The following is a 1,241-nucleotide window of genomic DNA, read 5'->3' as shown; positions in this document are numbered from 1 at the left end:
GGTCGGGACGCTCACCGGTCATGTGCGGCGCTCCGACGCCGAGGGCGTGGACTGTTCGCGCGTCAAGTGCGTTGCGCTGACCTTCGACGACGGCCCCAGCCCGTTCACGGACCGGTTGCTGCGCATCCTGGCCGACAGCAACGCCAGGGCCACGTTCTTCGAGATCGGCAACAAAGTGGCCGCCGACCCCGCGGGCGCCAAGCGGGTCGCCGATGCCGGTATGGAAATCGGCAACCACACCTGGGAACACCCCAACATGACGACGATCCCGCCCGCGGATGTGCGCGACCAGCTGACCCGCGCCAACGACGCCATCGCCGCTGCCACCGGTGTGACGCCGACGCTGTGGCGGCCCGCGGGAGGCCTGACCGACGCCGCGGTCAACGAGCAGGCCGCCAAAGTTGGCTTGGCCGGGATCCTTTGGGACGTCATCCCGTATGACTGGATCAACGACTCGAACACCGCTGCCTCCCGGCAGATCCTGATGACGCAGATCAGGCCGGGCTCGGTGGTGCTGTTGCACGACACCTACTCCAGCACGGTCGACCTGGTGGACCAGTTCATTCCGGTGTTGCAGGCCAACGGCTACCGGCTGGTGACCGTCAGCGAGCTGCTCGGGCCTCGAACACCGGGCAGCGTCTACGGCGGCCGCGAGAACGGCCCGCCGGCCGACGATCTGCACGACATCCCGGTCAGCGAGATCCCGACCCTGCCGAACACGCCGTCACCGCGGCCGATGCCGAACTTCCCGATCACCGACATCGCGGGCGCCAACTCCGGCGGACCGAACGACGGCGCGTAAGGCCGCCGCAGGACGTCAGCGAGCGGCGCAGCCGCGGTTACGGCGACTCGCCGTTGCCGGCCTGCTTGCAGTACATCGCCCTGGCGATCGACACGAACTGGGAAGCCGTCGTCAGCGACAAGTTGGGATTGGCGCTTTGCATGCCGCGCGCAGCCTGGTTGGTGGTGTGTCCCTGTTCGAGGTATTCACATACCTCTCGGGCGCTGGCAACGGCATCGCGATGGCCGTCGTCATGGCCGTCGTCATGGCCGTCGTCACCGGCCGAAAGACTTTGTGCGGCTCTATGTTCGGTGCGCGAGCGTGACCGCAGATCGCGGACGTTCCGCGCGAGAAGCGCGCAGATCGCTGTCGACGAGGCGCACCGCGCCGTTCTGCCTCCCTGGCACGACGATGCCCTGCCGTGCATCCGTCCACGCAGCCAAGCGATGTCCGTCCAGTT

General features: G+C 67.8%; 2 protein-coding genes. One reads left to right on the top strand and one right to left on the bottom strand.

The features are described from left to right. Nucleotides 1-802: polysaccharide deacetylase family protein (locus tag ABDW21_RS15670; protein WP_343710698.1), on the top strand; the 802-nt coding region annotated here is incomplete at its 5' end. A gap of 37 nt (nucleotides 803-839) precedes the next feature. Here ABDW21_RS15670 and ABDW21_RS15665 read toward each other — a convergent pair. After that, a partial coding sequence (locus ABDW21_RS15665) for a DUF732 domain-containing protein (RefSeq protein ID WP_343710697.1) occupies nucleotides 840-1,241 on the bottom strand: 402 nt, incomplete at its 5' end.

Origin of the sequence: Mycobacterium sp. (assembly GCF_039583805.1) — a bacterium.
GTDB lineage: Bacteria > Actinomycetota > Actinomycetes > Mycobacteriales > Mycobacteriaceae > Mycobacterium.
The sequence above is the reverse complement of the archived record's forward strand: the minus strand, read 5'-3'. Positions and strand labels throughout refer to the sequence as shown.